Raw genomic sequence first — 24,083 nt, forward strand, 5'->3', positions numbered from 1 at the left:
CGCGCGAACGAGACCTTTACGGCCTAGCGGCCGCGCGCGCCCAGCCCGGCGAGCGAATGGAGCCGCTCGAGATCCGTGATCCGGACATGCTTTCGGGTCACCTGCAGGAGGCCCTGCTCCTGGAAACGCGTGAACAGACGACTGACCGTCTCTTCGGCGAGGCCCAGGTAGTTGCCGATGTCGGTGCGCGACATGGAAAGGTTGTATTCGCGGCGCGAGAAGCCCCGCGCGCCGTACCGCTCGGACAGGTTCACGAGGAAGCCCGCGAGGCGGTGCTCGCTGCTCTGGCGACCCAGCTGGGTCAGCATGTCGTGGTCGTGCAGGATCTCCTTGCTCATGATGCGGAACATCTGACGCGCGAGCGCGGGCACCTGGCGCGAGAGCTCCTCGAAGCGATCGAAGGGAACCTCGCACACGCTCGTCGCCTCCAAGGTACGGGCGGAGCACGGGTGCCGGTCGACGTTGATGGCGTCCAATCCGAGCAGCTCGCCCGGCAGGTGGAAACCGGTGACCTGCACCCGGCCGTCCTCGACCATCGTGTAGGTCTTGATCGATCCGGAGCGCACCGCATAAATGGCGTTGAACGGATCACCGACGCGGAACAGGTGCTCGCCGCGCGGCAGCATCCGACGGCGCTTGATGATGCGGTCGAGCAGCTCGAGATCCGCGGCCCCGACGCCGACCGGCAGGCAGAGCTGGAACAGCGTGCAGTCCTTGCACTGGATCTTGAGCCTGGCGATCTCGGCCGGGACGCGGGACACGGCGGAGGCGGCGCTTTCCGGCGCCTCGGAGGCTCGATCGCTCATGGTTTCTTGATTGACACGAGAGGGCTTGACGCCCCAATGTAATCGACGCTCCCGGATTTCACAAACGCCCCATGAAACCCGCTGTCCGCGAGGCGCCTGCCGAAGCGCCCGAACCTGTCTGCTTCCATTGCGGCCTGCCGGTTCCGCCGGGCGCCGCGTTCGCCGTGGAGTTCGAGGGCGTGCGCAGGCCGCTGTGCTGCCGGGGCTGCGAGGCGGTCGCGCGGGCGATCATCGACGGCGGCCTGGCCGACTACTACCGCTTCCGCACCGCCGCCGCGCCCACCGGGCGCGAGGTCGTGCCGGAATTCCTGCGCCAGGCGGCCGTGTACGACCATCCGGAAGTGCAGAAGAGTTTCGTCGCGCGCGCGGGCGAGGATCTCAAGGAGGCCTCGCTGATTCTCGAAGGCATCACCTGCGCCGCATGCGTGTGGTTGAACGAGCGCCACCTTGCGCGCCTGCCCGGCGTGCGCGAGGTCGCGATCAACTACGCCACCCGGCGCGCGCGCGTGGTCTGGGACGAGCGGCGGATCCGCCTGAGCGAGATCATCGAGGCGGTCTCGCGAATCGGGTACCTCGCGCACCCGTACGACCCGGTGCGCAGCCAGCGACTCCTCGAGCGCGAGCGCAAGCAGATGCTCCGGCGCCTCGGCGTCGCGGGCATCCTCGGCATGCAGGTGATGACGCTCTCGGTCGCGCTCTATGTCGGCGACTGGTCCGGCGTCGAGGCGCAGCTCCGCACCTTCTTCCACTGGATCAGCCTCGGGCTCACCCTGCCGGTGCTGCTTTACTCCGCGCAACCTTTTTTCCGCGCGGCGTGGCGCGACCTGCGCATGGGGCAGCCCGGGATGGACGTGCCGGTGGCGCTCGGCATGACGGCGGCCTTCGCGGGCAGCCTCTGGGCGACCGTGACCGGTCAAGGCGTCATCTACTATGACGCCGTCGCCATGTTCGCGTTCTTCCTTCTCGGCGCGCGCTACCTCGAGCTCGCCGCGCGCAGCCGCGCGTCCGAGGCGTCGGAGTCGCTGGTCCACGCCCAGCCGGCGCTCGCGACGCGGCTCACCGCCGACGGCGAGGAGCAGGTGCCGGCCGCCGAGCTCGATCCGGGCGACCGGGTGCGGGTGCGGCCGGGCGAGAGCATCCCGGCCGACGGTCGCGTGGCCGAGGGCGCGTCGAGCGCCGACGAGTCGCTGCTCACCGGGGAAAGCCTGCCGGTCGCCAAGCGCGTGGGCGACCATCTGATCGCGGGCAGCCTCAACGTCGAGAGCCCGCTCACGCTCCTGGTCGAGCGGGCGGGTGCGGAGACGACGCTCTCCGCGATGCTGCGCCTGCTCGAGCGCGCGGCCGGCGAGAAACCTCGCCTCTCGCGACTCGCCGATCGCGTCGCCGGATGGTTCGTGCTCGGTGTGCTCGCGCTCGCCGCCCTCGTCGCGATGCTGTGGTGGCACCGCGACCCGACGCAGTGGCTCCCCGTCACCATCGCCGTGCTCGTGGTCACGTGCCCGTGCGCGCTTTCGCTCGCCACGCCGACGGCGATCACCGCCGCGATCGGACGGCTCACGCGGATAGGACTGCTCGTGACGCGCGCGGACGCCCTCGAGCGGCTCGCGCGCGCCACGCACGTGATCTTCGACAAGACCGGCACCCTCACCGCCGGACGGCTGCGGCTGGCCCGCACGGAGCTCTTCGGACTGATGGGCACGACGGACGCGCTCGCCATCGCATCCGCCCTCGAGCGGCACTCCGAGCACCCGATCGCACGGGCGTTGGTCGAGGCGGGCGCCGACGCGCCCCGACGCGAGGCGAGCGAGGTGACGGCGACCCCCGGCGCCGGCCTCGCGGGCAGCGTGGACGGAGAGCGTTATTGCATCGGGACGCCGGCCTACGTCGCGGACCAGACGGGCCTCGTGCCCGACGCAGTGCGGCTCACGGCGCTCGCCGCCGAAGGCGGGACGCTGGTGTGCCTCGCGGGAACGCACGAGATGAAGGCCGTTTTCGTCCTGGCCGACGAGCTGCGGCCCGACGCGGCCGCTGTCGTTGCGGGACTCAGGGCGCGCGGCAAGGCCGTTCACCTGGCGACGGGCGACCACGGGGCGGCCGCCCGGCATGTCGCGGCCGCCGCAGGCATCGACACCGTGGCGCACGACCTCTCCCCCGCCGACAAGCTGGCGTACGTCCAGCGCCTGCAGCGCGACGGCGCGATCGTCGCGATGGTGGGCGACGGCGTCAACGACGCGCCCGTCCTCGCGGCGGCCGACGTCTCGGTCGCCATGGGCGGGGGCGCGCAGGTGGCTGCCGCGAGCGCGGACGCCATTCTTCTCTCGCGCCGCCTCGAGCACGTGCTCGACGCCGTCGACACGGCCGGGCGCACCCTCGCCGTGATCCGGCAGAACCTCGCCTGGGCGATCCTCTACAACGTCGTCGCCCTGCCCGCGGCCGCGGCCGGCTTCGTGAGCCCGTGGCTGGCGGCGATCGGCATGTCGGCGAGCAGCCTCCTGGTGGTCGCGAACGCCATGCGCCTGCTGCGCCGGCGACCGGCCGCCGGTTCGGCGCGCGCGCCCGTCCCCGCCCCCGCCTGATCCCGGGCGCTGCGCTAGACTTTCCCCATGGAAGTCCTCTACCTGCTGATCCCTCTCGCGGTCGTCCTCGCCGCCGTGATCGTGTGGGCCTTCTTCTGGGCGGTGCGCTCCAACCAGTTCGAGGACCTCGAGGGTCCCGCTCATCGCATTCTCATGGACGAGGACGAGAAGGCCTCGCCGCCCGGGCAGTCCGGCGACCGCTGACCGCCCGGTGAAGGCGCGCGATCTCTACGCATCGGACTACTTCGACGCGCGCCAGCGCTTCCTGGCCGCGGCGCGCATGCACAACGCGTGGACCGCGGCCTTCCCGATCACCGCGCGCGGGCCGAAGGGCGAGGAGCTCACGATCGACACCGCCTATCTGGGCGCCGGCGCCCCGCGGCGGCTGCTCGTGGTGTCGTCCGGCACGCACGGCGTGGAGGGCTACGCCGGTACGGCGGTTCAGATCGCCTTTCTCAAGCAACTGACCGCGCGCATGCTGCGCAAGGATCAGGGCGTGCTCCTCGTGCACGCGCTCAATCCCTACGGCTACGCGCACAACCGGCGCACCAACGAGCACAACGTCGACCTGAACCGCAACGCGCTCGAGCACTTTCCCGGGCCGGCGAACCCGGCGTACGCGCGGCTGAACCGCTGGCTCAATCCGCCTTCGCCCCCGGGGGCGGATCTCTTCGTGCTCCGCGGGCTGGGTTACCTGCTGAGCCAGGGCCCGGCGGCCGTCAAGCAGGCGATCGCGGGCGGCCAGTACGAATTTCCGAAGGGCATCTTCTACGGCGGGACGGCGCTCGCGGAATCGACCCGGCGATTCGCCGACATCCTCGGCGACGCCTCCTTCAAGTCCGCCCAGCGCGTCGTGTACATCGATCTCCACACGGGGCTCGGACGGCGAGGCGGGTACAAGGTGCTCGTGGACTTCGAGGAGCGCAGCGAGCCGTACGCGCGAATGCGGGAATGGTTCGGCGCCAAAGCCGTGCAGGGCAACCGGCCGAAGCGCTCGATCGCGTACCGCGTGACCGGCAACCTTACCGATCTCGCGGGGCGTCTCTTCCGCGGCGCGGAGGTGTATCCCGCGGTGCTCGAGTTCGGGACCTATTCGCTCGTGCACATGATCGGCGCCCTGCGCGCGGAGAACCGCGCGCACTTCTACGGAAAGCGGGGCTCCGCCCGCGCCACGCGCGCCCGGGACGCCCTCATCGAGACCTTCTGCCCGCGGGCGGCGGCGTGGCGCTCGGCGATCGTGCGCGGGGGGCTGCGCGTCCTGAACCAGGCCCTCGCGGCGCTCGGACGTTGAGCGACTAGCGCTCTTCGCGCATGCGCGCGGGGTTGTCCCGGTTCGGCAGGTCCTTGTCCGGGTGCTCGAGCTCGATCTCGAGGTGGGCGTTGCGGCTGTCTTCGGACTCGAAGTAGATCTTGGGTGCGTTCGCGCCGCTGCCTTCCACGACGAACGGGTACCCGTCGGGGTTCGTGATGGTGTTGCCGGTGATCGGATCGGTCGTCTCGATGCGCATACGCTCCTCCCGATTTCAGCCAGCCCCTTACTCCTGCCGCCGTTGCGGCTCGCGTGTCACCATCCGGGAGCGGCGCGTCAGGCCTTGCGGGCCCGGCGGCGGATCCCGAGCTGACGGCGCACGCGCGCGATCGGCACCCGGGCGCCGCGGCCGATACCCTCGCAGCGTTTTCCTTCCCGCCGCCAGGCCGCGTCGCTCCCGACCACCTCGGGCCAGAAGGGATAATCCCGGCATTGCGCCGGGCGGGCGGCGTAAACGCGGCAGCGCTGGTCGGGCCCGAGAAACACGCACCGGTCGCCCGCCCAGCGCAGACTCTCCGTTCCGTCCTCCAGAACGGTGACGTAGCGCCGGCGGAACCAGGCTTGGGAGATCTCGAGAAGGTTCCGGATGCGGCGCTGCTCCTCGGCGGTCACCGCGACGTAATAGTCGCCGCGCCCGGTGCAGCATCCGCCGCACCCGGTGCATGAGAAGCGAAAAGCACGAGCCGACATGCGGCGATTATAACCACGCTCATGCATGACCGCGTCGGTCACGCTGGAGGGAGCCGACCGGCCGCTGCTAAGATACGCGCGGCCGTTGGGTAACGAGGAGGAAGCGATGCGCAGGTTGCTGCCTGCCTTGGTCATCTGCGCATTCGCGTGGACCGCTCCCGCGTCGGGCGCGGGCGATCCTCTGGCCGGCGCGACGAAGTCCGGGATGTGCGCCGGCTGCCACGGGATCCCCGGCTATCGAAACGCGTACCCCGCCTACCGCGTCCCGAAGCTCGGCGGCCAGCACGCCGATTACATCGTCGCGGCCCTCAAGGCCTACCAGTCGCAGCAGCGCGGGCATCCGACCATGCAGGGCATCGCGGCCAGCCTCAGCGAGCAGGACATGGCCGATCTCGCGGCCTACTACGCGCAACCCGCTCCCTGAGGGAACCCGGATGCCGAAGACGACCGCGCTGCTCCTCGCCCTGCTTGCCCTTCCCGCCGCCGCGGCCGGCGACCCGGCCGCCGGCAGGGAAAAATCGAAAGCGTGCGAGCCCTGCCACGGCCCCGGGGGCAACGGCGAAAATCCGCAATTCCCGCGCCTGGCCGGACAACATCCCGACTACCTCGTGAAGGCCCTGCGCGATTACCAGACCGGCGCACGCAAGAACGCCGTGATGGCTCCGTTCGCCGCCAATCTTTCGGCTCGCGACATGGCGGACCTCGCCGCCTTCTTCGCCTCGCAGAAGGGGCTGTACACGCGCTGAGGCCGGGGCGCTAGCGGTTTTCCGCGGTGACGATGATGAGCTCGCCCAGGCGGTTCAGCACCGGGATGCTTTCGCACAGGCGCGACAGGCGCGAGCGGAGCTCCGGCCCGCGGCTGAGGTAGGGCAGCCGGATGCAGATCGTGCCGAGCTCGAGCCGTTTGAAATACGGCTCGAGCTCGCGACGCAGCGCTTCGCGCGTGAAGGACCGGAAGTAGATCCCGTTTTCGTAGGTCTCTTCCTCGGGCCTGCCCTGCAATCGGCGACGGATCTCATGGTGGTGCGCAGTGAGCACGTAACGCCCGCCCGGCCTGAGGGCGTGCGCGACGGCGGCGGAGCTCGACTGCCGCAACGCGAGCGAGGGCAGATTGGAGTAGAGCGTCGCGAGCGCGGCGTCGAAGCGTGCGGGGGCCAGCGCCAGGCGAGAAACGTCGGCTTGCACGAGACCCGTCGTCGCGCGCGCCGATACGAGTGTCCGGGCCGCCTGCCGCAACGACTCGCGCGAGAAATCGATGGCCAGCACCGCGCGGCACTGCGCGGCGAGCCGGCGGGTGAACCGGCCGCTGCCGCAACCCAGTTCGAGCACCGCCTTCCCTTCGAGCCCGCCCAGCCGCGACAGCGTCGAGTCGATCTCCATGGCATCGTCGGGCGTGGCACCCGGTTCCGGGTGCTTTTCCGCCGCCCTCGCCTTTGCATCCCGGATGCGCTGCTCGCGCGCGCTGTCTTCATCGAGAACCGCATTGTTCTCGAGCAGACCGAGGATCCCTTCGGAAATGGTGTAACGCGCGGCGCAGGCCGTGCACCGCAACGTTCCGCTGCGTATCCCCGTTCCGTCCGCGCCGGTGGCTTCATCCACTTCCAGCGGCGCGGCGTCGCGCGGGCAACGGACGGTCTCGACGAGCTGAATGGGGAACGATAACGACAGACGGCCTCCCGCCGAACCCTTTCTGCGAGGTTTGTACTGAGTTTAGCGGCATCGGGCGCCTCCGGTGGACGGCCGTCCCGCGGCGTCCGATCCTCGCTGTTATTTCAGTCCCTTAAGCATCGATCCGCTGCTTACACCGTTTCCGGTTCCCGGGCAATGACCTGGGTCGTGCCGCCCGACGCCGGGAAGCGGTATTCGACCGGTTGTGACGAAAGAGCATACCCCCGTTATGATTGAGGACGCCCCCGTGGAGCGAGCGCTCGCATGACCGACAAGACCCCCGCGCTGGCCAGTGTGCTCGACGCGCACCCGAACGCCTTCATACTGATCGACCGCGACTACAACATCGTCGCGGCCAACCGGAAATACCTCGAGCGCTATCAGCATCGCGGCAAGGAGAGCCCGGTCGGCAGGAAGTGCCACGAGGTGTCCCACCGCTCGGCCCTGCCGTGCTGGCGCAACGGCGAGGACTGCCCGCACCAGCAGGTCTTCGGCACCGGCCAGCCGCACGAGGTGGTCCATCGCCACTACGACGGCAAGGGCGGCGCGCAGTACGTGCGCATCGCCGCGCATCCCATCTTCGACGAGGAGGGCAGGCTCCTCTACATCAGCGAGAGCATGCACACCTGCGCGCGCTCCGAGGAGCTCGCCGGCACGGCGGAGGCGAGCGAGATGGTCGGCCAGAGCCGTACCTTCAACCACATCCTGGGACACCTGTGCGCCGCCGCCGAGAGCGACGCGCCGATTCTCCTGACCGGGGAGACCGGATCGGGCAAGGAGCTGGCGGCGCGCCTCATCCATCGCAAGTCGGCGCGCGCCGCGCGGCCGTTCGTGCCGCTCGACTGCACCGTCCTCACGCAGGAGCTCTGCGCCGACGAGCTCTTCGGGCACGAGAAGGGCGCCTTCACCGGGTGCGCGGGCGCGAAGCCGGGACTCTTCGACATCGCGCACCGCGGTACGCTTTTCCTCGACGAGATCGGCGACATGCCGCCCGCGATCCAGGCGAAGCTGCTGAGGGTGCTCGAGACCGGCACCTATCGCCGCGTCGGCGGGACCGAGCTGCAGAAGGTCGACGCGCGCCTGATCTGCGCGACGAACCGCGACCTGCGGCAGATGGTCGCCGAGGGTCGGTTCCGCGCCGACCTGTACTACCGCATCGCGTGCGTGCATCTCGAGTTGCCGCCGCTGCGGCACCGGCGGGAGGACATCCCGGAGCTCGTGCGCCACTTCCTGGCTCAGCGGGCACCCGGGCAGGGGATCACGCCGGCGGCCATGGCGCTTCTGGCCGCGTACGACTATCCCGGGAACGTGCGCGAGCTCGCGAACCTCGTCGATCGGGCGCGCATCCTGGCGCGCGACGCCGAGATCGACGTCGCTCACCTCCCGGTGGAGCTCAAGGAAATGCGCGAGGACTGCGTGCGCCGCGATCCCGTCGCGGCGCGCATCCGTCTGGGCGACGCCGCCAGTATCCGCGACGCGCTGATGCGATTCGACGGGAACCGTCGACAGGCCGCGTCCTGGCTGGGCCTCAGCGAGCGCACGCTGTATCGCCGCCTGCGCCAGATACAGGCGGACGCCTAGCCGGACGCGAGTCTGCCAGGTCTGCCAGGTCTGACAGCCTGGCCTGTCATCCGGCTCGCGGAGCCGGTTGAGCTCGTCCGCTTTTCCCGATCGGTCAATGACTTGCCGTTGCCGCGATGCTGGCACGCGGGTTGCTCTGCGCCTCGGGTGGACGCACGCGGACGTGCACGTTGTCCGCGTGTGCCGCTTTTCGAAACGCCACAGGAGGATCGATGAGAAACCGCACCATGAAGACCGCTGTACTGGCGGCCGGTCTGGTCGGGCTTTCGGCCTGCGCGACGCAGAGCCCTCCGCCCGCCTCCAGCCCCGCTGCGGCGAGAGCCGCGCCCGCGGCCCCCGCACCGGCGACGCCTCCCGGAACGGCGTCGCTGCCGATCAGCCGCACGGCGGCGGCGAACATGGCCCACAACTGCTTCGCCTGCCACGGCCCGGACGGACACAGCCCGGGGACCATCCCGAGCCTCGACCGCCTGGACAAGAAGCGCATCGCGACGGACCTCCAGGGCTTCAAGTCCGGTGACCTGCCCTCGACGGTGATGGGGCGGCAGGCCAAGGGCTACACGGACGCCGAAATCGAGGCGATCGCGGAGTACATCGCCGGCCTGAAGAAGAAGTGAGGGGAACCCGATGAGCAAAATGAATCGCAGAGATTTCCTGAAGCTGTCGGGCGCGGCCGGCGCGGCCACGATCGTCGGTTCGTTCGGCGTCCGATCGGCGCACGCGGCGAGCGCGAAGGTGGTCGTCATCGGCGGCGGGTTCGGCGGCGCGACCTGCGCCAAGTACCTGCGGCGCGCGGACGCGAACCTGTCGATCACGCTGGTGGAGCCCAACAGGCAGTTCGTCACCTGCCCCTTCAGCAATTACGTGCTGGGCGGCATCCGCACCATGGACTCGATCACGCACAGCTACGACGCGCTGCGCACCAAACACGGCGTCGACGTGGTCCACGACACCGTGACGGCCATCGATCCCGCCGGCAAGAAGGTGACGCTGGCGAGCGGCAGGACGCTCCCCTACGACCGCCTGGTCGTTTCCCCCGGCGTCGATTTCAAATGGAACGCCATCGCGGGCTACGACGAGCGGGCGTCGCAGACGATGCCACACGCCTGGAAGGCCGGGCCGCAGACGGTGCTGCTGAGAAAACAGCTCGAGGCGATGCGCGACGGCGGCACGTTCCTGATGGTCGCCCCGCCCAACCCGTTCCGCTGCCCGCCCGGGCCGTACGAACGCGCCAGCATGGTGGCCCACTACCTCAAGCAGCACAAACCGAAATCGAAGATCGTGATTCTCGACCCGAAGGACGCCTTCTCGAAGCAGGGGCTGTTCGTCGCCGGGTGGGACAAGCTCTACCCGGGGATGATCGAGTGGGTCGCGGGATCGAAGGGCGGCAAGGTGAGCGCCGTCGACGTCCGCGCGATGACCGTGGAGGCCGAGCTCGACAAGCACAAGGCCGACGTCATCAACGTGATCCCGCCGCAAACCGCCGGCACGATCGCGCTGCGGAGCGGTCTGGCCGACGAGAAAGGCTGGTGCGCCGTGGACCCGAAGACCTTCGAGTCGAAAGTGCACAAGGGCATCCACGTGATCGGCGACGCGGCGATCGCGGGCGAGCTGCCGAAATCCGGCTTCGCGGCGAACAGCGAGGCGAAGATCGCGGCCAACGCGATCGTGGCCATGCTGCGCGGGGAATCGGTGGGCGAGGCGTCCTACGTCAACACCTGCTACAGCCTGCTGTCGCCCGACTACGGCATCTCCGTCGCGGGCGTGTACCGCATCACGGACAAAGGCATCGCACAGATCAGCGGGTCCGGCGGCGTGAGCCCCAAGGATGCCGATGCGCAGTTCCGCAAGGACGAAGCCAAGTACGCCTTCGGCTGGTACGCGAGCATCACCGCGGACGCCTGGGGCTGATCCGGAGCGGTTCTCCTCGATGTGGGGGCGGCGGAAGCCGCCCCTTTTTTTTCGCACGACCGGATGCCCCTCGGTCGTTGCTCGCCTGCACGCCGGGCTTTCGCAACCGATCCCCGCGTCGGTTACTTCTCGAGCAGGCTCCGCAGCATCCAGGCGTTCTTCTCGTGTACCTGCATGCGCTGCGTAAGGAGATCGGCGCTCGGCTGGTCGTGCGCGCCCTCGGCAAGCGGAATCACGGCACGCGCCGTGCGCACCACCGCCTCCTGTCCCTGCACCAGCTCGCGGATCATGTCTTCGGCCTTCGGTACGCCCTGTGCCTCCTTGATCGAGCTCAGGCGCGCGAACTCGGCGTAGGTCCCGGGGGCCGGCGACCCGAGCGCGCGGATGCGCTCGGCGATGAGATCGACCGCCGTCGCGAGCTCCGTGTACTCGGTCTCGAACAGCAGGTGCAGCGTCTGGAACATCGGCCCGGTGACGTTCCAGTGAAAGTTGTGCGTCTTGAGGTACAGCGTGTACGTATCGGCGAGCAGGCGCGAGAGGCCCTCGGCGATCGCCACACGGTCTTTCTCGGCAATGCCTATGTTGATGTCCATGCTGTTCTCCTTTCGGTTGTCGGTTTTCGTTTCGCCGGCCTCATAACGGCGCCAGGTCGAGCGCCATCATGACGACAAACCCGCCCGTCACGCCCGCCGTGACGCGAAGGTCGTGACCGTGACGGTAGGACTCCGGAATGATGTCGCGAGCCACGACGAGCAGCATCGCCCCCGCCGCGAACGCGAGCGCCCAGGGAAGAAGCGGCTGCGCGAACGCCACCACCCCGGCGCCGAACGCACCGCCGATCGGCTCCACGAGCCCGCCCGCAAGCGCGACGCCCCACGCTTTCGCCCGCGTATAACCGGCCGCCGCGAGCGCGAGAGCGACGACGAGGCCCTCGGGCATGTTCTGCAGCCCGATGCCGAGCGCGAGCGCTGCGCCGCGGGCGAGGTCGCCCTCGCCGAACCCGACGCCGACCGCGAGCCCCTCGGGGAAATTGTGCAGCGTGATCGCGGCGACGAAGAGCCACACGCGCTTGAGCTTTTCCGGTCCCACGCCCGCCGGTCCCGCTACGAAATTCCGCTGCGGGACGAGCTCGTGGCTCAGATACAGGAACAGGGCGCCGAGGCCGACGCCGGCAGTCACCGTGAGGCCGGCCACGGCCGTCGCGCCCGTGGACACGACGGCCGCCTCGAAGCCGGGAAGGATCAGGGAGAAGAAAGACGCCGCGAGCATCACGCCCGCGCCGAAGGCGAGCATCGCGTTCCGGAGTCGCTCGGAGATGCGCGAGACGAAAAAGACGGGCGCGGCACCCGCCGCCGTCGCGAGCCCGGCCAGGAGGCTCGCGCTCGTGCCGATCCGTGCCAGCGACGCGCCCTCGGCGCCGGCGGTCGCGCTGCCCCAGGACGAAGCGAGCTCGAGCGCCGCGACGGCAGCGAGGACGCCCGCGAGCACGACGAGGACCGGAGCGCCCGCGAGGGGGATCCGGTCTTCGAGGCGCTGCCTGGCGGCAAGTATCGCGGCGGTCATGGTCGTGGGCGATGTCCGATGTCTCTCTTTCGGACATCCTAGGGACGCTCCGGCCCGCCTTCCAATGAATCATCGCTACCGCCGCGATAGGCTCAGACAATTAGCTTCCCCTCGCCCCGCCACGCACGAGCGCAAAGGCCGGACCGGGAGGCGTTCGATCCGGGTCCGGCGACGCGGGCTGCCGGCCTGGCAGCCGACAGCCCGCGCTCCGCGTCTCAGGCAGCCTTGAGCTCAGCAACGTCGATTCCGAGCCCCCTGGCCACGCCCTCGCCGTAGGCCGGATCCGCCTTGTAGAAGTGCCGGATCTGGCGCAGCTGGATCGCGTGCGGCACGCCCCGCATCGCGCCCACGATGTTGCCGACGAGCCGTTGCTTCTCCTCGGCGCCCATGAGGCGATACAGATTCCCGGCCTGGGTCCAGTAGTCCTCGTTACCGACCCAGTGGTCGTAGCGATCCGCGTTGCCGCTGATCCGAAGGGGCGGCTCCTTCGCGCTCGGGTCTTCGACCGGGCCGTTGAAGCTGTTCGGCTGGTATACGGGCGTGCGCCCGCCGTTGTCGTCGAAACGCATGTGCCCGTCCCGGTGGTAGCTGTGCACCGGGCAGCGCGGCCTGTTCACCGGCAGGGCCGCATAGTTGATGCCGATGCGGTAGCGGTGGGCATCGGGGTAGGAGAGCAGCCGCGCCTGCAGCATCTTGTCCGGAGACGCGCCCATCCCGGGCGGTAGGTTGCCCGGCTCGAACGCCGCCTGCTCGACCTCGGCGAAGTGGTTTTCCGGGTTGCGGTTCAGCTCCATCACGCCGACCTCGATCAAGGGATAGTCCTTGTGCGGCCAGACCTTGGTGAGATCGAACGGGTGAATGGCATAGGACTCGGCGTCCTTCTCCGGCATCACCTGCACCATCACGCGCCACTTCGGATAGTCGCCCTTCTCGATCGCGGCATGCAGATCGCGTCGATGGGTGTCCGGGTCCTCGCCGGCGAGCTTCGTCGCCTCGCCCTGCGTGAGGCACTTGATGCCCTGCATGGTCTTGAAGTGCCACTTCACCCAGAAGCGCTCGCCCTGGGCGTTCCACAGGCTGTAGGTATGGCTCGAGAAGCCGTCCATGTTCCGGTAGGTGGCGGGGATCCCGCGGTCGCCGAAGAGCCAGGTGACCTGGTGCAGCGACTCGGGCGACAGCGACCAGAAGTCCCACTGCATGGTGGCGTCGCGCATGCCGGTGTCCGGCAGGCGCTTCTGCGAGTGGATGAAGTCGGAGAACTTCAGCGGGTCGCGGATGAAGAAGACCGGGGTGTTGTTGCCCACCATGTCCCAGTTGCCTTCCTCGGTGTAGAACTTGACCGCGAAGCCACGGGGGTCGCGCACGGTGTCCGCGCTGCCGAGCTCGCCGGCCACGGTCGAGAACCGAACGAACACCGGCGTTTCCTTGCCGATCTTTTCGAACAGGCGGGCGCGCGTGTATCTCGTGATATCGCCGGTCACCCTGAAGGTGCCGTAGGCGCCCGCGCCCTTGGCGTGCACCACCCGCTCGGGCACGCGCTCGCGGTTGAAGTGCGCCATCTTCTCCATGAGCTGGTAGTCGGCCAGCATCGGGCCGCGCGGCCCGGCCGTGAGCGAGTTCTGGTTGTCCGCGACCGGCACGCCGGCGGCGGTGGTCATGACGGGACAACGGGGTTGGTCGTTGGCCATGATGTTCTCTCCATGTTCAGTTGAATTGCTTCCACGCACGGGGAGAATGGCGTTCTCCTGGTGGCGCGACCTTGATACCGATCAAAGTCGTTCCGGTGCGGGCTCGGGGAAAGAGTACGGAGAGGTGGCGGCGACCTCTAATTGAATGTCGCCATGGGGCCAATAGCGACGCGCTATCGGCCGGACACGCAGCGGAGTCAGGCCGAGGGACCGCCGAGCAGAGTGACGCCGGGAAGCGCGCAGGCGCGGATCGCCTGGCGCAGCGCCTCGATGGCCTGCGGGCGAGGGAAGCTGACCCGCCAGGCGAGCGCGACACGCCGGCGGGGCACCGGCTCGCGGAACGGCCGCGTGACCACGACACCCGGCGCGTAGGCGCCGGTGGCCGCTGCCGTCACGGGCACCACCGTGATGCCCATGCCCGAGGCGACCATGTGGCGGATGGTCTCGAGCGAGCTTCCTTCCACCGTCTTCTGCAGCCCGCCTTCGGTGAGCACGACGCGGTCGCAATCCGGGCACGCCGTCAGCACCTGATCGCGGAAACAATGCCCGGCCCCGAGCAGGAGCAGATTCTGGGTCGTCAGCTCATCGACGCCGACGCTCTCTCGTTCGTGCCAGGCATGCTCGGCCGGCAGCATCACCACGAACGGCTCCTCGTAGAGCGGCAGGGATACGACCCCCGGTTCCTCGAAGGGCAGCGAGACGATGATCGCGTCGAGCGCGTTCTGCGCGAGGCGCTCGCGCAGGCGCGCCGTGTAGTTCTCCTCGATCACGAGGGGCATCTTCGGCGCCGCGCCGTGCAGGATCGGCACGAGATGGGGCAGGAGGTACGGGCCGACGGTGTAGATCGCGCCCAGACGCAGCGGCCCGCTCAGGGGATCGCGCGCCTCCGCGGCGATTTCCTTCACGCGCTCCATCTCCCCGAGCACGCGCGCCGCCTGCTCTACGATGCGCGTGCCGACGGGCGTGACGTTGACTTCGTTCTTGGCCCGCTCAAAGAGCGCCACCCCGAGCTCCTCCTCGACCTTCTTCACGGCGACGCTCAAGGTCGGCTGGCTGACGAAGCAGGCTTCGGCGGCGCGGCCGAAGTGCCGCTCGCGCGCGAGCGCGACGAGGTAGCGCAGTTCAGTGAGCGTCACGAAGCGGTCCTTCGGTCGCGCTGCCGTAATTGGGGGAGCCGGACACGGAGCCATTCTGGCCGGGGCGCCCGGGGGGCGGCAAGCGGGCGGACGCGCAGCAAAAAAGGAGGGCCCCGGAAAGCAGAAAGCCCGCTCGCGCGGGCTTTCTGTTCGCTGCCGATCGACGCGGCACGCGATAGCGCGATGCCGTCGAAGCCGAACGCGTCGGTCTTCGCGCAGCGCGAGCAGGCGGCGATCACGACGTGATTCACGCCCTCCTTCTCGATGTCGTCCCTGATCATCTGCACGCCATGGCTGTTGCACAGGAAATCGTGCGAGCGCACCACGTTCGCCTTGCCTTCGCGCGAGGCGATCCGAGGACGTACGCCCGGCGCATCGCCGGCATGCGCCCGCAGGACTACACGCGCATGGGCGTGGTCATCCGGCACATGACGCGGCTCTTCGCGGACATCGAGGCGCGCACGAAGCTCCTGATCACGCTGTCCGACGGCAAGCCCGACGACTACGACGGCTACCGCGGCGAGTACGGCATCGAGGACACGCGCCAGGCGCTGCTCGAGGCGAAGCACACGGGCATCCACCCCTTCTGCATCACCATCGACACCGAGGCGCGCGACTACCTGCCGCACATGTACGGCCACGTGAACTACGCGCTGGTCGACGACGTGCGCCGGCTGCCGCTCAAGGTCTCCGACATCTATCGGCGGCTGACGCTCAGGGGTCCGGCATCGATCGACGTTGCGAGGGGCGAAGCGAGCCCGCGCCGCGCTCGAGCCGGGCTCCGCGTCCGACGGCGTCCCGAGCATCCGCGGGATCTGAGCTGCGTCCGCAACGACTCGAGAGCATCGATTCACGGCCCCCCTCGGCGCGTCACCCTTCCCGGGTACTTCCGTTTCTTGCCACAATGCGGGCGCGCGCGGCTTGCGCGCCCCAACAAGAAAGGTTCTCCATGTCGGCGCTCATCTGCGGCTCGTTTGCTTACGACACCATCATGGTTTTCCGCGACCTCTTCCGGCGCCACATTCTTCCGGACCAGGTCCACATCCTGAATGTCTCGTTCCAGGTCCCCGAGATGCGCCGCGAGTTCGGCGGCTGCGCCGGGAACATCGCCTACAATCTCCGGCTCCTCGGTGGGGACCCGCTGCCGCTCGGCACCGTCGGCAAGGACTTCGGGCCCTACGCCGAGTGGATGGACCGGTGCGGGATCAGCCGGAAGCACGTCAAGGTGATCGAAGAGACCTACACCGCGCAGGCGTTCATCACGACCGACATGGAGGACAACCAGATCACCGCCTTCCACCCCGGCGCCATGAACCACTCGCACGCCGCACGGGTCTCCGATGCCGGCGGGATCACGATCGGCACCGTCTCGCCGGACGGACGCGAAGGGATGCTGCAGCACGCGCGCGAGTTCGCCGAGGCGGGGACCCCGTTCATCTTCGACCCGGGGCAGGGCCTGATTCTCTTCGACGGCGATGAGCTCAAGACCTTCGTGCGCCAGGCCCGCTGGGTCACGGTGAACGACTACGAGGCGCAGCTCTTGCGGGAGCGCACGCAGCGCTCGATCGAGGAGCTCGCCCGGGACTGCGAGGCCATCGTCGTCACGCTCGGCGCCAAGGGTTCGCAGGTCTACACGGACGGCGAGGTGATCGAGGTCCCTGCCGCCACGCCGCGCTCGGTCAAGGATCCGACCGGATGCGGTGACGCCTACCGCGCCGGGCTGCTCTACGGGCTCATGCAGGGGCTCGACTGGCCGACGACGGGCCGAATCGCGTCGCTCATGGGGGCGCTCAAGGTCGAGCATTACGGCACGCAGAACCACCGGTTCACCCGGCCGGAGTTCGACGCGCGCTTCAAGGAAAGCTTCGGCTACGCGCTCTAGCGACGGGACGGGGACGTGGCGCTGCCTCCCCTCATACGTGCGCTCACCGATCCGGCCCGCCATGCACCGGGGACGAGCGAGGTGCGCGTGGTCGAGACGCACATCTCCTGGGTCCTCCTGACCGGCTCTCTCGCCTACAAGATCAAGAAGCCGGTCGACCTCGGCTTCCTCGACTTCAGCACACTGGAGAAGCGGAGGCACTACTGCGAGGAAGAGGTGCGGCTGAACCGCCGTCTCGCCCCCGAGCTCTACCTCGGCGTCGCGCGCATCACCGGCTCGCCCGCGGACCCGCGTTTCGACGGCGAGGGCGAGACCGTCGAGTACGCCGTGCGGATGCGCCAGTTCCCTCCGGACGCGCAGCTCGACCGGATGCTCGCCCGTGGCCAGCTGCGGGCGGAGCACATCGACGCGCTCGCCGCCAGCCTGGCGGCATTCCACGGGCAGGCGGCGGTGGCGGGTTACGACAAGCCGTTCGGCGCCCCGGAGCGCGTGGTGGAGCCGATGCGCCAGAACTTCGAGCAGCTTCGCGCGCGCCTGGGCGACGCCGATCTCTCCCGGCGGCGGCTGCTCGAGCGATGGACCGAGCTGCATTACGACGATCTCCGTCCGATGCTGGAGAACCGGAAGTTTCGGGGTCACATCCGGGAATGCCACGGCGACTGCCACCTGGGGAACATGGCCTGGCTCGATGGGCACGTGACGCTCTTCGATTGCATCGAGTTCAGCGAGAACCTGCGCTGGATCGACGTCATGAGCGAGATCGCCTTTCTGGTCATGGACCTCGACGACCGGGGCCGCCCCGATCTCGCCCCGCGGGCGCTCAACGCGTATCTCGAGATCACCGGCGACTACGAGGGCCTGTCCGTGCTGCGTTTCTACCGCGTGTACCGCGCCCTGGTTCGCGCCAAAGTGGCCGCCATTCGGCTGTCGCAGGCCGGCCCGAAGGACCCGGAACGCGACCGGGCGTACGGCGATTACGACGGATATGCCGCGCTGGCCGAACGCTACACGCGCTCGCGCGCGACACCCCTCTTCATCACCCACGGGCTGTCGGGCTCGGGAAAGACGTACTTCACCCAGATCTTCCTCGAGCGCTTCGACGTCATCCGGTTGCGGAGCGACGTGGAACGCAAGCGGCTGCACGGCCTCGCCCCGCTCGCGCGCTCCGGGTCCGGCGTCGATCGGGGCCTTTACTCTGCGGACGCGAGCGGGCGCACCTACGCGCGTCTGGCGGAGCTCGCGCAGCACGTGCTGCGGGCCGGATACCCGGTGGTCGTCGACGCCGCCTTCCTCGAACGGGCGCAGCGCGATCGCCTGAGAAAGGTTGCTTCGGACCTCGGGGCCCCGTTCGTGATCCTGGATGTGGTCGCGCCCGAGGACCTCCTGAGGGAGCGGGTCGGCCGCCGGGAGCGGGCGGGGACGGATGCCTCGGAGGCGGGGCTCGCGGTCCTCGCGCGCCAGCTCGCGACACGGGAGCCCCTCCTGCCCGAGGAGGGAGAAGCGGTCGTCATCGACGGGCGAAAGCCGCAGGAAGCATTGGCGCCGTCCGCACCTCTGTCCCGCTTCTTATAAAGATCCCCTCATCAGCGCACCCTATATATAGATAAGCGCAATCCTTGACAGCACTAAACCTTGGGTATAATTTGCCTTCCCGACCCAATATGTAGTGTCAGGTCGGGAAGATCGCTTAATAAGATAACCAGGGCGCGCAGGGACGAGCCCACCACCACGAAATTCGGAGGACGTGAATGAAGGCAGTTCAGCTGCAGGCTGTCGAGTCCGCTCCCGTTGAGATCCCCTTCCAACCCGCTTCCCTCGATATCTGGGACAAGAAGTACCGGCTGAAAACCAAGTCCGGCGAGGTCATTGACCAGGACATGGGGGCCACGTACGCCCGGGTCGCGCGGGCGCTTGCGGACGTCGAGGCCACTCCGGAGAAGCGGGAGCACTGGTTCGGGCGCTTCGTCTGGGCGCTGCAGAACGGAGCGATCCCGGGCGGGCGCATCATCTCGAACGCCGGGGCGCAGGAGCACAAGCCGGCCACGTCCACGATCAACTGCACCGTCTCGCGCACCGTTCCCGACTCGATGGACGGTATCCTGCGCTCGGTCCACGAAGCGGGTCTCACCCTCAAGGCCGGCTGCGGGATCGGCTACGAGTTCTCTACCCTCCGCCCCAAAGGGGCGTTTGTGAGCGGGGCCGGAGCCTATACCTCCGGCCCCCTCTCTTTTATGGATATCTTCGACGCCATGTGCTTCACGGTGTCCTCCGCCGGCGGCCGGCGGGGCGCCCAGATGGGCACCTTCGACATCTCGCATCCGGACGTCGCTGACTTCATCCGCGCCAAGCGCGAGGACGGCCGGCTTCGGCAGTTCAATCTCTCGTGCCTCATCACCGACGAGTTCATGCAGGCCGTCAAGAACAACGGGCCCTGGGACCTGGTGTTCCCGGCGAGCCAGCACGAGTACGAGGATCCGGAAAGCCGGATCGTCTGGCGTTACTGGCCCCGGACCGAGGGTTACATCGTGGACTCGGTGGGCAGGGTGGCGTGCAAGGTCTACAAGAGCCTGCCGGCCCGCCGGCTCTGGGACCTGATCATGGCCTCCACCTATGACTACGCGGAGCCGGGGTTCATCCTCGTCGACCGCATCAACGAGATGAACAACAACTGGTTCTGCGAGAACATCCGCGCGACCAACCCGTGCGGCGAGCAGCCCCTGCCGGCCTACGGATCCTGCCTGCTCGGGTCTGTGAACCTGACCAAGTTCGTCGAGGCGCCGTTCACCGAGCAGGCGCGGTTCAACTGGGACCGCTACCGCGAAGTCGTCGGTGTGTTCACGCGCATGCTCGACAACGTGGTCGAGATCAACGGCCTGCCGCTCGAGCAGCAGCGCCACGAGATCACCTACAAGCGTCGTCACGGCATGGGCTTCCTCGGCCTGGGCTCGACCCTCACCATGTTGCGCATGCGCTACGGTTCCCCGGAGTCGCTCGAGTTCACGGAGAGGGTCGCCCGCGAGATGGCCGAGGTGGGCTGGGAGATCGGCATCGAGCTGGCCGAGGAGAAGGGCCCCGCCCCGATCATGGCGGACGAATTCACCGTGACCGAGGAGATGCTCGCCCGGCGTCCGGAGATGCGCCGCGACGGCTACAAGGTCGGCGACAAGGTGCCGGGGCGGGTGCTGCTCGCGCGCTACAGCCGGTACATGCAGCAGTTCGACCGTGAACTGACGGAGCGCTTCGCCGAGGTCGGCTGTCGCTTCACGCACCATACGTCCATCGCCCCGACCGGCACCATCTCGCTTTCGCTCGCCAACAATGCGAGTAACGGCATCGAGCCCTCCTTCGCCCACATGTACTCCCGGAACGTGATCCGCGAGGGCCGCAAGACCAAGGAGAAGGTCGAGGTGTTCTCCTACGAGCTCCTGGCCTACCGCACGCTCATGAACCCCAAGGCCTCCCCGGACGCCGAGAGCCCGCGCGACCGGCTGCCCGAGTACTTCGTCACCGCGGACGACATCTCGCCCCGCGAGCACGTCGACATCCAGGCGGCCGCGCAGAAATGGGTGGACTCCTCGATCTCCAAGACGGCCAATGTCCCCACGGACTTTCCCTACGAGGAGTTCAAGGACATCTACATGTACGCCTACGACAAGGGCCTGAAGGGTTGCACGACCTTCCGGTTCAACCCCGCGGCCTTCCAGGGCGTGCTGGTCAAGGAGAAGGACCTCGAGAACACGACCTACCGGTTCGCCCTCGCGGACGGCCGGGTGATCGAGGCCAAAGGCAACGACGAGATCGAGTACGACGGCGAGACGCATACCGCCGCCAACCTTTACGACGCCCTCAAGGAAGGCTATTACGGCCGGTTCTAGGCCGATGCCCCGAGGGTAGAGAACGGAGGAATAGAGAAATGGCGATCAAGATCGAAGAGCGCATCACGGGCTACGAGGTCGTCAAGAACGACGAGCCGGCCGCGGAGCCGAAGCGGGAGACGAGCAACGTCGTGCACATGCACGAGAAGCTCGAGCGCCCGGAGACGCTGCTCGGCTCGACCTACAAGATCAAGACCCCCCTGACCGAGCACGCGCTGTACGTGACCATCAACGACATCCTGCTCAACGAGGGCACCCCCCACGAGAAGCGCCGTCCCTTCGAGATCTTCATCAACTCGAAGGACATGGCGCATTTCCAGTGGGTCGTCGCGCTGACCCGGGTCATCTCGGCCGTGTTCCGCAAGGGAGGCGACGTCACGTTCCTGGTGGAGGAGCTGCACAGCGTGTTCGACCCCCGCGGCGGCTACTTCAAAAAGGGCCGCTACACCCCTTCGCTCGTGGCCGAGCTGGGGGACGTCATCGAACGCCACCTGAAGACCATCGGGCTCATCCCGACCGAGGAGATGGACACCCATCGCAAGCAGTTTCTCGAGCAGAAGCGCGCCGAGGTGAAGGCGCGCGCAGTCGAGCGCGAGCGCAGCGAGAGCGGCGAGACCTCGGCCTTTCCCGCCGAAGCGCAGCTCTGCAGCAAGTGCTCGATGAAGGCGGTCGTGATGATGGACGGGTGCATGACCTGCCTCAGCTGCGGCGACTCGAAGTGCGGATGAGCGAACGCATCACGCGCGAACGGCGCGCGTGATGCGTCGTCGCGATGGCGTGTCGCGACAAAAAATTTCAAAAAGGGTTTGCAATTTTATTTTTCTTCTATTAATGTCTTGACACACAAGGGAGATATGCTAAAGATCAGTTGAACTTTGACATGGATGTCGCCCGTCGCGCAGCGAAACGACGCCACGATACGAAGAGATTGCGGGTCACGCGGCGACGGAAGGAAAACAAGACGAGGTCGACGCAGATTTTGGATCGATTGCGAAGTTCAACAACAGAGAAGAACTACCGCGCAATTGCGCGGCGGCAGGCGGCTGCCAAGATGTCGTCACCGAGCCGTGTCTCCCTCCCCTCCTCGACCGAATGTCATCCGAAGACAGCCGCGGGCTGTCTTTTCTTTTGCGCCCAGAGCAGTACCGCAGGGGCCCGGCCCCTGTTCCCTTAACCACAACCCAACAGGAGCTCATCATGGCAGCGAAGAAAAAGGCCAAGAAAGCTAAGAAGAAAGCAGCGAAGAAGAAGAAGTAACGCGACGGGGCGGAATCATCCGGCGGGTTGCGGAGCGTGCGGGTAATCCGCCGCTCGAGGCCCGCGGGGCAGCAGCCTACGGATGACTCGACCCGCCTCGCAGCGAATGAGCCGGTAGCATCGCCCAAACCCCTGTCCGGCGCGGTGCTACCGGTTTTTTATCACCCTTAACCACAAAGCCCCGCCTGCCACCGGGCGGCGGAACCCGCAGGCGTATTTTCCCCCCAAGCGGCCGGAACACCTAGGCCGAAAATAAGCTCCTGAATGTCCTCATATTTCTCGGCTGAGAGCGGCCCGGCGCCGGCCCTCGTCGTCTCGCGACCGACGGCCAAGTAGCACCGCCAGGCGAATGCGCCGGCCGTTCCCACAGCTTCCCGTCTCCGGCAGGAACAGCCTGTGCTTCGCGGACCTCGGCAACGCCGGCGAGTCGCTCGCAGGCCGGGGCCCGTCGATCAGGCGAAGCCGCGCAGCATCTGATCGAGGGCGCGCAGGCGATCCGGCGTGCCCACGTCGGTCCATCGGCCGGTGTAGTGCTCGCCGGTTACCTCCCCCCGCGCGGCGGCGGCGCGCAGCAGCGGAGCGAGCGGAAATCGCCCGGCCGCAAGACCGGAGAAGAGCGCGGAGCGATAAACGCCTATGCCCGAGTAGGTCAGGCGTGTCCCCGCGTCGACGCCGACGATGCCGCCCCGCAGGGCGAAGTCGCCGATCGGATGGTGGGCGGGGTTGTCGACCAGGATCAGATGAGCGAGTCCGGCAATCGTTCGTGGCAGGCTCTCGAACCGGAAGTCGGTCCAGATATCGCCGTTCACGACAAGGAAGGGATCGTCGAGCCGGGACAGCGCCTGGCGGATCCCTCCCCCCGTCTCCAGGGCGTGCTCCCCTTCCGGCGAGTACGTGATACGGACACCGAAGCGCATGCCGTCGCCGAGCGCTTGCTCGAGCTGCTCGCCCAGATGGGCATGATTGATCACGAGGTCGCGAAACCCGGCCCGGGCGAGCGATTCGATGAGGTGCACGATGAGGGATTTACCGCCCGCCTCGAGCAGCGGCTTGGGGGTGGTATCCGTCAGGGGACGCATACGCTCTCCCCGACCGGCAGCCAGGATCATCGCTCTCACGGGGGCCCCGCGAGCTCCCCGAGCAGCACCGCCAGCGGCCTCAGGGCCGGATAGCGGGCACTCACCTCGCGGACGTAACCGAGCGTCCGCGGCACGTCCGCCAGGTAACCGGGCTTCCCGTCACGGTGAAGCAGCCGCGCGAAGATGCCGGCGGCCTTGAGGTGACGCTGTACGCCCATGAGGTCGAACCATTCCAGAAACTGCTCCTCGCTCTCGCCGACGGGGACGCCCGACTGCACGCCCAGCTCGTAGTAGCCCTTGGCCCAATCCTCCACGCGCTCGCGCGGCCAGGCGATGTAGCAGTCGCGCAGCAGCGAGACGACGTCGTAGGTGACCGGCCCTTCGACGGCGTCCTGGAAGTCGAGGATGCCGGGGTTGTTACTTGCCGTGACCATCAGGTTGCGCGAGTGGTAATCGCGGTGGACCCACACCCGCGGCTGCTCCAGGGCCGAGGCGACCAGCCGATCGAACACGCGCGAGAGGCCGGAGCGCTGGGCGGTGGTCAGCTCGCGACCCAGGTGCCTCCCGACATACCACTCGGGAAAGATCGCGAGCTCGCGCTCGAGCAGCGCCGCGTCATAAGGAGGCAGGAGTCCGGGTTCGACCCGGCTTCCTGCCTGCAACACGATGAGCGCGCCCAGCGCATCGCCGTAGAGCCGTTCGACGGTCTCCTCGTTGAGGGCGTCGAGGTACGGGCGGCGGCCGAGGTCGGTCACGAGCAGGAACCCCTGCGCCAGATCCGCGGCCAGGATCTCCGGCACATGGAGTCCCAGAGCGCGAAACGCGCGCGCGACGCGCACATAGCGGCCGCAGTCCTCGCGCTCGGGCGGCGCATCCACGGCGATACAGGTGCCGTCGTCCGTTTGCACCCGAAAGTAGCGCCGGAAGCTGGCGTCGACCGAGGCCGGGGTCAGCTCGCCGCGGCCTGGCAACGCGTCGCCGACCCAGCGGGTCAGCGCTTCGAGACGGGAATCGGGGGTCACGGTGTCGAAAGCTTGATGGCACGCGCATTGTATGCAAACT

At 68.1% G+C, this 24,083-nt stretch carries 24 protein-coding genes and 1 pseudogene; 13 read left to right on the top strand and 12 right to left on the bottom strand.

Annotation, left to right across the window (positions count from 1 at the left end; translation table 11 throughout):
- Window positions 1–23: 23 nt before the first annotated feature.
- Entirely contained in the window at window positions 24–806 is a 783-nt protein-coding gene (fnr, locus tag SVA_RS17590; RefSeq protein WP_096462445.1) for a fumarate/nitrate reduction transcriptional regulator Fnr, read from the bottom strand.
- Between the two features lie 71 nt (window positions 807–877).
- Here fnr and SVA_RS17595 point away from each other — a divergent pair, with 71 nt between their 5' ends.
- From SVA_RS17595 to SVA_RS17605, 3 genes are read left to right on the top strand one after another with little or no spacing between them, the layout of a single operon-like run.
- Window positions 878–3,382 (top strand): heavy metal translocating P-type ATPase, encoded by a 2,505-nt coding sequence (locus SVA_RS17595; RefSeq protein ID WP_096462446.1) that lies wholly within the window; start codon window positions 878–880, stop codon window positions 3,380–3,382.
- Window positions 3,383–3,409: 27 nt separating this feature from the next.
- Window positions 3,410–3,586 (top strand): cbb3-type cytochrome oxidase assembly protein CcoS, encoded by a 177-nt coding sequence (gene ccoS / locus SVA_RS17600; protein WP_096462447.1) that lies wholly within the window; start codon window positions 3,410–3,412, stop codon window positions 3,584–3,586.
- 7 nt (window positions 3,587–3,593) lie between these two features.
- Complete coding sequence (locus tag SVA_RS17605; protein WP_169924166.1) at window positions 3,594–4,673, top strand: DUF2817 domain-containing protein; 1,080 nt, start codon at window positions 3,594–3,596, stop codon at window positions 4,671–4,673.
- 4 nt (window positions 4,674–4,677) lie between these two features.
- On the opposite strand, the gene SVA_RS17610 is transcribed toward SVA_RS17605, so the two are convergent.
- Both SVA_RS17610 and SVA_RS17615 read right to left on the bottom strand, forming a co-directional pair.
- Window positions 4,678–4,890, bottom strand: coding sequence for a hypothetical protein (locus SVA_RS17610; RefSeq protein ID WP_096462449.1), 213 nt, complete (start codon window positions 4,888–4,890; stop codon window positions 4,678–4,680).
- Between the two features lie 77 nt (window positions 4,891–4,967).
- A complete protein-coding gene (locus SVA_RS17615; RefSeq protein ID WP_096462450.1) occupies window positions 4,968–5,381 on the bottom strand; it encodes a YkgJ family cysteine cluster protein in 414 nt (137 codons plus the stop codon).
- A 106-nt stretch (window positions 5,382–5,487) separates the two neighbouring features.
- Between SVA_RS17615 and SVA_RS17620 the strand changes: the two genes are divergently transcribed.
- Both SVA_RS17620 and SVA_RS17625 read left to right on the top strand, forming a co-directional pair.
- Entirely contained in the window at window positions 5,488–5,805 is a 318-nt protein-coding gene (locus SVA_RS17620) for a c-type cytochrome (protein ID WP_096462451.1), read from the top strand.
- A 10-nt stretch (window positions 5,806–5,815) separates the two neighbouring features.
- Window positions 5,816–6,127, top strand: a complete 312-nt coding sequence (locus tag SVA_RS17625; RefSeq protein ID WP_096462452.1) for a c-type cytochrome — start codon at window positions 5,816–5,818, stop codon at window positions 6,125–6,127.
- A 10-nt stretch (window positions 6,128–6,137) separates the two neighbouring features.
- On the opposite strand, the gene SVA_RS17630 is transcribed toward SVA_RS17625, so the two are convergent.
- The gene (locus SVA_RS17630) at window positions 6,138–6,980 is read right to left on the bottom strand and encodes a class I SAM-dependent methyltransferase (RefSeq protein WP_096462453.1); all 843 of its coding nucleotides are present in this window, start codon (window positions 6,978–6,980) and stop codon (window positions 6,138–6,140) included.
- 333 nt (window positions 6,981–7,313) lie between these two features.
- Here SVA_RS17630 and SVA_RS17635 point away from each other — a divergent pair, with 333 nt between their 5' ends.
- The gene (locus SVA_RS17635) at window positions 7,314–8,630 is read left to right on the top strand and encodes a sigma-54 interaction domain-containing protein (RefSeq protein WP_096462454.1); all 1,317 of its coding nucleotides are present in this window, start codon (window positions 7,314–7,316) and stop codon (window positions 8,628–8,630) included.
- A 94-nt stretch (window positions 8,631–8,724) separates the two neighbouring features.
- Here the strand turns inward: SVA_RS17635 and SVA_RS19890 are convergent, their stop codons facing one another.
- The gene (locus SVA_RS19890) at window positions 8,725–9,030 is read right to left on the bottom strand and encodes a hypothetical protein (RefSeq protein ID WP_096462455.1); all 306 of its coding nucleotides are present in this window, start codon (window positions 9,028–9,030) and stop codon (window positions 8,725–8,727) included.
- On the opposite strand from SVA_RS19890, the gene SVA_RS19895 reads away from it, so the two are divergent.
- Both SVA_RS19895 and SVA_RS17650 read left to right on the top strand, forming a co-directional pair.
- On the top strand, window positions 9,029–9,247 hold the full coding sequence (locus SVA_RS19895) for a c-type cytochrome (protein WP_096462456.1): 219 nt from the start codon (window positions 9,029–9,031) through the stop codon (window positions 9,245–9,247). The genes SVA_RS19890 and SVA_RS19895 overlap by 2 nt on opposite strands.
- Before the next feature lie 19 nt (window positions 9,248–9,266).
- Window positions 9,267–10,541, top strand: a complete 1,275-nt coding sequence (locus SVA_RS17650; RefSeq protein ID WP_197703275.1) for an FCSD flavin-binding domain-containing protein — start codon at window positions 9,267–9,269, stop codon at window positions 10,539–10,541.
- A 122-nt stretch (window positions 10,542–10,663) separates the two neighbouring features.
- Here SVA_RS17650 and SVA_RS17655 read toward each other — a convergent pair whose 3' ends face one another.
- From SVA_RS17655 to SVA_RS17675, 5 genes are all read right to left on the bottom strand, one after another.
- Window positions 10,664–11,134 carry a Dps family protein gene (locus tag SVA_RS17655; RefSeq protein ID WP_096462458.1) on the bottom strand — a complete coding sequence of 157 codons (471 nt, stop codon included), beginning with the start codon at window positions 11,132–11,134 and terminating at the stop codon, window positions 10,664–10,666.
- 40 nt (window positions 11,135–11,174) lie between these two features.
- Window positions 11,175–12,104, bottom strand: coding sequence for a ZIP family metal transporter (locus SVA_RS17660; RefSeq protein WP_096462459.1), 930 nt, complete (start codon window positions 12,102–12,104; stop codon window positions 11,175–11,177).
- A 215-nt stretch (window positions 12,105–12,319) separates the two neighbouring features.
- The gene (locus tag SVA_RS17665) at window positions 12,320–13,792 is read right to left on the bottom strand and encodes a catalase (protein WP_096462460.1); all 1,473 of its coding nucleotides are present in this window, start codon (window positions 13,790–13,792) and stop codon (window positions 12,320–12,322) included.
- A gap of 197 nt (window positions 13,793–13,989) precedes the next feature.
- Window positions 13,990–14,928: a hydrogen peroxide-inducible genes activator gene (locus tag SVA_RS17670; protein ID WP_096462461.1), complete on the bottom strand. Its 939-nt coding sequence runs from the start codon at window positions 14,926–14,928 to the stop codon at window positions 13,990–13,992.
- Window positions 14,925–15,254 carry a hypothetical protein gene (locus tag SVA_RS17675; protein WP_148665547.1) on the bottom strand — a complete coding sequence of 110 codons (330 nt, stop codon included), beginning with the start codon at window positions 15,252–15,254 and terminating at the stop codon, window positions 14,925–14,927. Before SVA_RS17675 ends, SVA_RS17670 begins: the two co-directional genes overlap by 4 nt.
- A 45-nt stretch (window positions 15,255–15,299) precedes the next feature.
- Here SVA_RS17675 and SVA_RS20525 point away from each other — a divergent pair.
- The 5 genes and pseudogenes from SVA_RS20525 to SVA_RS17700 form a co-directional block, all read left to right on the top strand.
- A pseudogene (locus SVA_RS20525) lies at window positions 15,300–15,641 on the top strand (nitric oxide reductase activation protein NorD); the annotation flags it as partial.
- Between the two features lie 236 nt (window positions 15,642–15,877).
- A complete protein-coding gene (locus SVA_RS17685; protein ID WP_096462463.1) occupies window positions 15,878–16,810 on the top strand; it encodes a carbohydrate kinase family protein in 933 nt (310 codons plus the stop codon).
- Between the two features lie 15 nt (window positions 16,811–16,825).
- Window positions 16,826–18,382 carry a bifunctional aminoglycoside phosphotransferase/ATP-binding protein gene (locus tag SVA_RS17690; protein ID WP_096462464.1) on the top strand — a complete coding sequence of 519 codons (1,557 nt, stop codon included), beginning with the start codon at window positions 16,826–16,828 and terminating at the stop codon, window positions 18,380–18,382.
- A gap of 176 nt (window positions 18,383–18,558) precedes the next feature.
- Complete coding sequence (locus SVA_RS17695) at window positions 18,559–20,685, top strand: adenosylcobalamin-dependent ribonucleoside-diphosphate reductase (protein ID WP_096462465.1); 2,127 nt, start codon at window positions 18,559–18,561, stop codon at window positions 20,683–20,685.
- Window positions 20,686–20,723: 38 nt separating this feature from the next.
- Window positions 20,724–21,413: a TSCPD domain-containing protein gene (locus SVA_RS17700; protein ID WP_096462466.1), complete on the top strand. Its 690-nt coding sequence runs from the start codon at window positions 20,724–20,726 to the stop codon at window positions 21,411–21,413.
- Between the two features lie 981 nt (window positions 21,414–22,394).
- Here SVA_RS17700 and murU read toward each other — a convergent pair.
- Both murU and SVA_RS17710 read right to left on the bottom strand, forming a co-directional pair.
- Window positions 22,395–23,060 carry an N-acetylmuramate alpha-1-phosphate uridylyltransferase MurU gene (gene murU / locus SVA_RS17705; protein WP_096462467.1) on the bottom strand — a complete coding sequence of 222 codons (666 nt, stop codon included), beginning with the start codon at window positions 23,058–23,060 and terminating at the stop codon, window positions 22,395–22,397.
- On the bottom strand, window positions 23,057–24,043 hold the full coding sequence (locus SVA_RS17710) for an aminoglycoside phosphotransferase family protein (protein WP_096462468.1): 987 nt from the start codon (window positions 24,041–24,043) through the stop codon (window positions 23,057–23,059). The genes murU and SVA_RS17710 overlap by 4 nt, the downstream gene beginning before the upstream one ends.
- Window positions 24,044–24,083 lie beyond the last annotated feature (40 nt).

It is taken from the genome of Sulfurifustis variabilis, assembly GCF_002355415.1.
Taxonomy (GTDB): Bacteria; Pseudomonadota; Gammaproteobacteria; order Acidiferrobacterales; family Sulfurifustaceae; genus Sulfurifustis; species Sulfurifustis variabilis.

Excerpts from the sequence above, each read along its gene's own strand:
- fnr (WP_096462445.1), bottom strand. The coding sequence starts at position 806 with ATGAGCGATCGAGCCTCCGAGGCGCCGGAAAGCGCCGCCTCCGCCGTG.
- SVA_RS17595 (WP_096462446.1), top strand. The coding sequence starts at position 878 with ATGAAACCCGCTGTCCGCGAGGCGCCTGCCGAAGCGCCCGAACCTGTC.
- ccoS (WP_096462447.1), top strand. The coding sequence starts at position 3,410 with ATGGAAGTCCTCTACCTGCTGATCCCTCTCGCGGTCGTCCTCGCCGCC.
- SVA_RS17610 (WP_096462449.1), bottom strand. The coding sequence starts at position 4,890 with ATGCGCATCGAGACGACCGATCCGATCACCGGCAACACCATCACGAAC.
- SVA_RS17615 (WP_096462450.1), bottom strand. The coding sequence starts at position 5,381 with ATGTCGGCTCGTGCTTTTCGCTTCTCATGCACCGGGTGCGGCGGATGC.
- SVA_RS17620 (WP_096462451.1), top strand. The coding sequence starts at position 5,488 with ATGCGCAGGTTGCTGCCTGCCTTGGTCATCTGCGCATTCGCGTGGACC.
- SVA_RS17625 (WP_096462452.1), top strand. The coding sequence starts at position 5,816 with ATGCCGAAGACGACCGCGCTGCTCCTCGCCCTGCTTGCCCTTCCCGCC.
- SVA_RS17635 (WP_096462454.1), top strand. The coding sequence starts at position 7,314 with ATGACCGACAAGACCCCCGCGCTGGCCAGTGTGCTCGACGCGCACCCG.
- SVA_RS19895 (WP_096462456.1), top strand. The coding sequence starts at position 9,029 with ATGGCCCACAACTGCTTCGCCTGCCACGGCCCGGACGGACACAGCCCG.
- SVA_RS19890 (WP_096462455.1), bottom strand. The coding sequence starts at position 9,030 with ATGTTCGCCGCCGCCGTGCGGCTGATCGGCAGCGACGCCGTTCCGGGA.
- SVA_RS17650 (WP_197703275.1), top strand. The coding sequence starts at position 9,267 with ATGAATCGCAGAGATTTCCTGAAGCTGTCGGGCGCGGCCGGCGCGGCC.
- SVA_RS17655 (WP_096462458.1), bottom strand. The coding sequence starts at position 11,134 with ATGGACATCAACATAGGCATTGCCGAGAAAGACCGTGTGGCGATCGCC.
- SVA_RS17660 (WP_096462459.1), bottom strand. The coding sequence starts at position 12,104 with ATGACCGCCGCGATACTTGCCGCCAGGCAGCGCCTCGAAGACCGGATC.
- SVA_RS17665 (WP_096462460.1), bottom strand. The coding sequence starts at position 13,792 with ATGGCCAACGACCAACCCCGTTGTCCCGTCATGACCACCGCCGCCGGC.
- SVA_RS17685 (WP_096462463.1), top strand. The coding sequence starts at position 15,878 with ATGTCGGCGCTCATCTGCGGCTCGTTTGCTTACGACACCATCATGGTT.
- SVA_RS17695 (WP_096462465.1), top strand. The coding sequence starts at position 18,559 with ATGAAGGCAGTTCAGCTGCAGGCTGTCGAGTCCGCTCCCGTTGAGATC.
- SVA_RS17700 (WP_096462466.1), top strand. The coding sequence starts at position 20,724 with ATGGCGATCAAGATCGAAGAGCGCATCACGGGCTACGAGGTCGTCAAG.